Raw genomic sequence first — 5,729 nt, forward strand, 5'->3', positions numbered from 1 at the left:
ACGGAGGATGACGTAATGCTGATGACAGTATCAGAAGGGATCGCAGGAGGAGTCCGGTATGGCTGAACCGGTAGGCGATCTGGTCGTTGATTTAAGTCTGGATGCGGCCAGATTTGACGAGCAGATGGCCAGAGTCAGGCGTCATTTTTCCGGTACGGAAACTGATGCGAAAAAAACAGCGGCAGTCGTTGAACAGTCGCTGAGCCGACAGGTGCTGGCTGCACAGAAAGCGGGGATTTCCGTCGGGCAGTATAAAGCCGCCATGCGTATGCTGCCTGCACAGTTCACCGACGTGGCTACGCAGCTTGCAGGCGGGCAAAGCCCGTGGCTGATCCTGCTGCAACAGGGTGGTCAGGTTAAGGACTCCTTCGGCGGGATGATCCCCATGTTCCGGGGGCTTGCCGGTGCGATCACCCTGCCGATGGTCGGGGCCACCTCGCTGGCGGTGGCGACCGGTGCGCTGGCGTATGCCTGGTATCAGGGTAACTCAACCCTGTCCGATTTCAACAAAACGCTGGTCCTTTCCGGTAATCAGTCGGGTCTGACGGCAGATCGTATGCTGGTCCTGTCCAGAGCCGGGCAGGCGGCAGGGCTGACGTTTAACCAGACCAGCGAGTCACTCAGTGCACTGGTTAAGGCGGGGGTAAGCGGTGAGGCTCAGATTGCGTCCATCAGCCAGAGTGTGGCGCGTTTCTCTTCTGCATCCGGCGTGGAGGTGGACAAGGTCGCTGAAGCCTTCGGGAAGCTGACCACTGACCCGACGTCGGGGCTGACGGCGATGGCGCGCCAGTTCCATAACGTGACGGCGGAGCAGATTGCGTATGTTGCTCAGTTGCAGCGTTCCGGCGATGAAGCCGGGGCATTGCAGGCGGCGAACGAGGCCGCAACGAAAGGGTTTGATGACCAGACCCGACGCCTGAAAGAGAACATGGGCACGCTGGAAACCTGGGCAGACAGGACAGCACGGGCATTCAAATCCATGTGGGATGCGGTGCTGGATATTGGTCGTCCTGATACCGCGCAGGAGATGCTGATTAAGGCAGAGGCTGCGTTTAAGAAAGCGGACGACATCTGGAATCTGCGCAAGGATGATTATTTTGTTAACGATGAAGCGCGGGCGCGTTACTGGGATGATCGTGAAAAGGCCCGTCTTGCGCTTGAAGCCGCCCGAAAGAAGGCTGAACAGCAGAGTCAACAGGACAAAAATGCGCAGCAGCAGAGCGATACCGAAGCATCACGGCTGAAATATACCGAAGAGGCGCAGAAGGCTTACGAACGGCTGCAGACACCGCTGGAGAAATATACCGCCCGTCAGGAAGAACTGAACAAGGCACTGAAAGACGGGAAAATCCTGCAGGCAGATTACAACACGCTGATGGCGGCGGCGAAAAAGGATTATGAAGCGACGCTGAAAAAGCCGAAACAGTCCGGCGTGAAGGTGTCTGCGGGCGATCGTCAGGAAGACAGTGCTCATGCTGCCCTGCTGACGCTTCAGGCAGAACTCCGGACGCTGGAGAAGCATGCCGGAGCGAATGAGAAAATCAGCCAGCAGCGCCGGGATTTGTGGAAGGCGGAAAATCAGTTCGCGGTACTGGAGGAGGCGGCACAACGTCGCCAGCTATCCGCACAGGAGAAATCCCTGCTGGCGCATAAAGATGAGACGCTGGAGTACAAACGCCAGCTGGCTGTACTTGGCGATAAGGTCACGTATCAGGAGCACCTGAACGCGCTGGCGCAGCAGGCGGATAAGTTCGCACAGCAACAACGGGCAAAACGGGCAGCCATTGAGGCGAAAAACCGGGGGCTTACTGACCGGCAGGCAGCGCGGGACGCCACGGAACAGCGTCTGAAGGAGCAGTATGGCGATAATCCGCTGGCGCTAAATAACGTCATGTCAGAGCAGAAAAAGACCTGGGCAGCTGAAGACCTGCTTCGCGGGAGCTGGATGGCTGGCCTCAAGTCCGGCTGGAGCGAGTGGAAAGAGAGTGCCACGGACAGTATGTCGCAGGTTAAAAGTGCTGCCACGCAGACCTTTGATGGTATTGCGCAGAATATGGCGGCGATGCTGACCGGCAGTGAGCAGAACTGGCGCAGCTTCACCCGTTCCGTGCTGTCCATGATGACAGAAATTCTGCTTAAGCAGGCAATGGTGGGGATTGTCGGAAGTATAGGCAGCGCCATTGGCGGCGGCGCATCAGCGTCAGGCGGTACAGCCATTCAGGCAGCTGCGGCGAAATTCCATTTTGCGACCGGAGGGTTTACGGGAACCGGCGGCAAATATGAGCCAGCGGGGATTGTTCACCGTGGTGAATTTGTCTTCACGAAGGAGGCAACCAGCCGGATTGGCGTAGGAAATCTTTACCGGCTGATGCGCGGCTATGCCACCGGTGGTTATGTCGGTGGCACCGGAAGTCCGGCGCAAATGCGGCGTTCAGAGGGTATCAGATTTGAGCAGAACAACAACGTGGTGATTCAGAACGACGGTACGAATGGTCTGCCAGGTCCACAGATGCTGAAGGCAGTGTATGACATGGCCCGCAAGGGTGCCCGTGATGAAATTCAGACACAGATGCGTGATGGTGGCCTGTTCTCCGGAGGTGGACGATGAAGACCTTCCGCTGGAAAGTGAAACCCGGTATGGATGTGACATCGGCTCCTTCCGTCAGGGAGGTGCGCTTTGGTGATGGCTATTCCCAGCGTGCGCCTGCCGGGCTGAACGCTGACCTGAAAACGTACAGCGTGACGCTGTCTGTCTCCCGTGAGGAGGCCACGGCGCTGGAGTCGTTTCTGGCTGAGCACGGGGGCTGGAAGGCCTTTCTGTGGACGCCGCCTTATGGTTACAGGCAGATAAAGGTGACCTGCGCAAAATGGTCGTCGCAGGTCAGTATGTTGCGTGTTGAGTTCAGCGCAGAGTTTAAACAGGTGGTGAACTGATGCAGGATATCCGGCAGGAAACACTGAATGAATGCACCCGTGCGGAGCAGTCGGCCAGCGTGGTGCTCTGGGAAATCGACCTGACCGAGGTAGGCGGGGATCGCTACTTTTTCTGCAATGAGCAGAACGAGAAAGGAGAGTCTGTCACCTGGCAGAGTCGGCAGTATCAGGCCTATCCCATTCAGGGGAGTGGATTTGAGATGAACGGCAAGGGCAGTGCTGCCCGTCCGACACTGACGGTTTCTAACCTGCACGGCATGGTCACGGGGATGGCGGAAGACCTGCAGAGTCTGGTCGGCGGAACGGTGGTCAGGCGTAAGGTTTACGCCCGTTTTCTGGATGCGGTGAACTTCGTCAACGGAAACAGCGACGCCGATCCGGAGCAGGAGGTGATCAGCCGCTGGCGCATCGAGCAGTGCAGCGAACTGAGTGCGGTCAGTGCCTCCTTTGTGTTGTCCACACCGACGGAAACGGACGGCGCTGTTTTTCCGGGACGTATCATGCTGGCCAACACCTGCACCTGGACCTATCGCGGCGATGAGTGCGGTTATCACGGTCCGGCGGTCGCGGATGAATATGACCAGCCAACGTCCGATATCACGAAGGATAAATGCAGCAAATGCCTGAGCGGTTGTAAGTTCCGCAATAACGTCGGCAACTTTGGCGGCTTCCTTTCCATTAACAAACTTTCGCAGTAATCCCATGACAGAGACAGAATCAGCGATTCTGGCGCACGCCCGGCGATGTGCGCCAGCGGAGTCGTGCGGCTTCGTGGTAAGCACGCCGGAGGGGGAAAGATATTTCCCCTGCGTGAATATCTCCGGTGAGCCGGAGGAGTATTTCCGGATGGCTCCGGAGGACTGGCTGCAGGCAGAAATGCAGGGTGAGATTGTGGCGCTGGTCCACAGCCACCCCGGTGGTCTGCCCTGGCTGAGTGAGGCTGACCGGCGGCTGCAGGTGCAGAGTGATTTGCCGTGGTGGCTGGTTTGCCGGGGGGCGATTCATAAGTTCCGCTGTGTGCCGCATCTCACCGGGCGGCGCTTTGAGCACGGGGTGACGGACTGTTACACGCTGTTCCGGGATGCTTATCATCTGGCGGGGATTGAGATGCCGGATTTTCATCGCGGGGATGACTGGTGGCGTCACGGTCAGAATCTCTATCTGGATAATCTGGAGGCCACAGGGCTGTATCAGGTGCCGTTGTCATCAGCACAACCGGGCGATGTGCTGCTGTGCTGTTTTGGTTCATCGGTGCCGAATCATGCCGCCATTTACTGTGGTGATGGCGAGCTGCTGCACCATATTCCTGAACAACTGAGCAAACGAGAGAGGTATACCGACAAATGGCAGCGACGCACACACTCCCTCTGGCGTCACCGGGCATGGCGCGCATCTGCCTTTACGGGGATTTACAACGATTTGGCCGCCGCATCGACCTTCGTGTGAAAACGGGGGCTGAAGCCATCCGCGCACTGGCCACACAGCTCCCGGCGTTTCGTCAGAAACTGAGCGACGGCTGGTATCAGGTACGGATTGCCGGGCAGGATGTCAGCACGTCCGGATTAACGGCGCAGTTACATGAGACTCTGCCTGATGGCGCTGTGATTCATATTGTTCCCAGAGTCGCCGGGGCCAAGTCAGGTGGTGTATTCCAGATTGTCCTGGGAGCAGCCGCCATTGCCGGATCATTCTTTACCGCCGGAGCCACCCTTGCAGCATGGGGGGCAGCCATTGGGGCCGGTGGTATGACCGGCATCCTGTTTTCTCTCGGTGCCAGTATGGTGCTCGGTGGTGTGGCGCAGATGCTGGCACCGAAAGCCCGGACGCCCACAGCGACCAGCACGGATAACGGTAAGCAGAACACGTATTTCTCTTCACTGGATAACATGGTTGCCCAGGGCAATGTTCTGCCTGTTCTGTACGGTGAAATGCGCGTGGGGTCACGCGTGGTTTCTCAGGAGATCAGCACGGCAGACGAAGGGGATGGTGGTCAGGTTGTGGTGATTGGTCGCTGATGCAAAATGTTTTATGTGAAACCGCCTCCGGGCGGTTTTGTCGTTTATGGAGCGTGAGGAATGGGTAAAGGCAGCAGTAAGGGGCATACCCCGCGCGAAGCAAAGGACAACCTGAAGTCCACGCAGCTGCTGAGTGTGATCGATGCCATCAGTGAAGGGCCGATTGAAGGTCCGGTGGATGGATTAAAAAGCGTGCTGCTGAACAGTACGCCGGTGCTGGACAGTGAGGGGAATGCCAATATATCCGGCGTCACGGTGGTGTTCCGGGCAGGTGAGCAGGAGCAGACTCCGCCGGAGGGGGTTGAACCCTCCGGTTCCGAGACGGTGCTGGGTACGGAAGTGAAATATGACACGCCGATCACCCGCACCATCACGTCGGCAAACATCGACCGTCTGCGCTTTACCTTCGGTGTGCAGGCACTGGTGGAAACCACCTCAAAGGGGGACAGGAATCCGTCGGAAGTCCGCCTGCTGGTTCAGATACAACGTAACGGTGGCTGGGTGACGGAAAAAGACATCACCATTAAGGGCAAAACCACCTCGCAGTATCTGGCCTCGGTGGTGGTGGGTAACCTGCCGCCGCGCCCGTTTAATATCCGTATGCGCAGGATGACACCGGACAGCACCACAGACCAGCTGCAGAACAAAACGCTCTGGTCGTCATACACTGAAATCATCGATGTGAAACAGTGCTACCCGAACACGGCACTGGTTGGCGTGCAGGTGGACTCGGAACAGTTCGGCAGCCAGCAGGTGAGCCGTAATTATCATCTTCGCGGG

Annotated in this window: 5 protein-coding genes and 2 pseudogenes; all 7 read left to right on the plus strand. The window is 57.8% G+C overall.

From position 1 onward, the window contains the following. Positions 1-66, plus strand: a pseudogene (locus ACJHYR_RS26645) (phage tail assembly protein T); the annotation flags it as partial. Continuing rightward, positions 59-2,608 carry a phage tail tape measure protein gene (locus ACJHYR_RS26650; protein WP_271306338.1) on the plus strand — a complete coding sequence of 850 codons (2,550 nt, stop codon included), beginning with the start codon at positions 59-61 and terminating at the stop codon, positions 2,606-2,608. The pseudogene ACJHYR_RS26645 and the gene ACJHYR_RS26650, both read left to right, overlap by 8 nt. Then, positions 2,605-2,934: a phage tail protein gene (locus ACJHYR_RS26655; protein ID WP_000847401.1), complete on the plus strand. Its 330-nt coding sequence runs from the start codon at positions 2,605-2,607 to the stop codon at positions 2,932-2,934. The genes ACJHYR_RS26650 and ACJHYR_RS26655 overlap by 4 nt, the downstream gene beginning before the upstream one ends. Further along, positions 2,934-3,632, plus strand: coding sequence for a phage minor tail protein L (locus ACJHYR_RS26660; RefSeq protein WP_021522378.1), 699 nt, complete (start codon positions 2,934-2,936; stop codon positions 3,630-3,632). Before ACJHYR_RS26655 ends, ACJHYR_RS26660 begins: the two co-directional genes overlap by 1 nt. Before the next feature lie 4 nt (positions 3,633-3,636). Continuing rightward, a complete protein-coding gene (locus tag ACJHYR_RS26665) occupies positions 3,637-4,380 on the plus strand; it encodes a C40 family peptidase (RefSeq protein ID WP_103026206.1) in 744 nt (247 codons plus the stop codon). Then, complete coding sequence (locus tag ACJHYR_RS26670; RefSeq protein WP_053294427.1) at positions 4,377-4,949, plus strand: tail assembly protein; 573 nt, start codon at positions 4,377-4,379, stop codon at positions 4,947-4,949. Before ACJHYR_RS26665 ends, ACJHYR_RS26670 begins: the two co-directional genes overlap by 4 nt. Positions 4,950-5,009: 60 nt before the next feature. After that, positions 5,010-5,729 (plus strand): annotated as a pseudogene (locus ACJHYR_RS26675) (host specificity protein J); the annotation flags it as partial.

The organism is Escherichia sp. WS1450 (assembly GCF_046487395.1).
GTDB lineage: Bacteria > Pseudomonadota > Gammaproteobacteria > Enterobacterales > Enterobacteriaceae > Escherichia > Escherichia coli.

Excerpts from the sequence above, each read along its gene's own strand:
- ACJHYR_RS26650 (WP_271306338.1), top strand. The coding sequence starts at position 59 with ATGGCTGAACCGGTAGGCGATCTGGTCGTTGATTTAAGTCTGGATGCG.
- ACJHYR_RS26655 (WP_000847401.1), top strand. The coding sequence starts at position 2,605 with ATGAAGACCTTCCGCTGGAAAGTGAAACCCGGTATGGATGTGACATCG.
- ACJHYR_RS26660 (WP_021522378.1), top strand. The coding sequence starts at position 2,934 with ATGCAGGATATCCGGCAGGAAACACTGAATGAATGCACCCGTGCGGAG.
- ACJHYR_RS26665 (WP_103026206.1), top strand. The coding sequence starts at position 3,637 with ATGACAGAGACAGAATCAGCGATTCTGGCGCACGCCCGGCGATGTGCG.